This is a genomic window from Bowdeniella nasicola, assembly GCF_001907295.1.
Lineage (GTDB): Bacteria > Actinomycetota > Actinomycetes > Actinomycetales > Actinomycetaceae > Bowdeniella > Bowdeniella nasicola.
In genome coordinates, this window is the sequence record NZ_MQVR01000161.1 from 1 (window position 1) to 1,453 (window position 1,453).

The 1,453-nt window shown below is 64.1% G+C and carries 1 protein-coding gene and 1 pseudogene; one reads left to right on the forward strand and one right to left on the reverse strand.

The window, feature by feature from the left end:
* Positions 1-67: 67 nt before the first annotated feature.
* Positions 68-289 (forward strand): annotated as a pseudogene (locus tag BSZ39_RS12795) (sugar transferase); the annotation flags it as partial.
* Between the two features lie 2 nt (positions 290-291).
* Here the strand turns inward: BSZ39_RS12795 and BSZ39_RS12800 are convergent.
* Positions 292-1,377, reverse strand: coding sequence for an LCP family protein (locus BSZ39_RS12800; RefSeq protein WP_143180553.1), 1,086 nt, complete (start codon positions 1,375-1,377; stop codon positions 292-294).
* Positions 1,378-1,453 lie beyond the last annotated feature (76 nt).

Consider the following 1,453-nt stretch of genomic DNA (forward strand, 5'->3'; position numbering starts at 1 on the left):
TGGTAACCCCGATTCTTGAGGGCCTCGATCCCTATCGCACTCCCGACACGCCCACCCTCGAACCCATCACCCCACGCTCAGGTCCCAAGAGCCGGAAAAGGCGTTCCAGCGGCTGCGGGTACGGCCGGGCATGACCGGGCTGTGGCAGGTCTCTGGGCGCTCCGACCTCGACTGGGATGAGACGATCCGGCTCGATTTGTACTACGTGGACAACTGGTCGATGCTGCGCGACCTCATGATCTGCCTGCGCACGATCGGGATCGTCATCGGCGGCAAGGGCGCCTACTAGCGCTAGTCGAGCGGCCGGTCGTCCAGGCTCGGCGCCGCCTTCGGATTATCGGCGAGGAACTCCGCCGCCCGGCCGTTCGCGAACGCGTCAAACACGGGCTCACTGCGCGCCATATCGAGGTTGACGATCGACTGTTTGCCGTCCGGGCTGCGCCCGGTGCCCGCATAGGGCGCGGTAATGAAGCGGACCGAGCCGGGCCGCAACGACGTCGATTCGAGGGCCATGGACTGCAGCTTGGCCATCGTGAGCGTCTCGTCCATGAGCGTCGTCTTGGTCAGGATGTCCAGCAGCGTGTACATCTTCGTCGGCGATGTCAAAATGTCCTGGTTGAAGATGGTCTGCGCGATCGCGCGCATCCACGCCTGCTGGCGGCGCATGCGGTCGAAGTCGCCCTGCGGCAGGGTCTTACGCGTCTGCGCGAAGACGAGTGCCTCATCGCCGCTCATGTGTTGGGCGCCCTCGCGGGTTTGGATCGTCACTCCCCCGAGTTCGTCGGTGAGCTGTTTGAAGGATTCGAAGTCGACGAGCATGACGTGATCGATGTGGATCTTCGTCAGGTTCTCCACCGTTTGTACCGCGAGCGGGATGCCGCCGAAGGACAGGCCGGCGTTGATCTTGGCCTTGCCGTGACCTGGAATATCGACCCAGGAGTCGCGCGGAATCGACATGACGGTGACCGCCGTCCGGTCGGCCGACAGTTGGGCGACCATGAGCGCATCGGAGCGCTGCTGGCCGTATTCGATTTTGTTCAGATCGCCCTTGGAAATGCGCGAGTCAGATCCGAGGATGAGGAAGTTCAGCGGCTGTTTAGCATCGGCGTTCTCCGCCGGGGTCGGGCGATCCTTCACGCCTTCGAAGGCGTCGAACCGTTCGATCTGGGAGTCGAAGCGGTGCCGCAGGAGGTAGAAGCCGCCGACGCTGACGCCGCCGATGATGAGCACGACGGCAAGGATCGCGATGAGTGCCTTGCGGGCGCCGCCGCGATTGCGTTTCGCCGACTGGCGACCGGCCTCCCGAAGCGCCTTGCGGTCGACCTGGCGGCGCGCCTCGCGCCGTGTTGGGGGCAGTTGCTGAGTTGAGTCCCTCATAGTGGTGTAGCGGGGTGGTCGTGCTGGACAGCAGGGCGGTCACCGCGTGATCCTCGAGTTCATCTTCTACAACTCA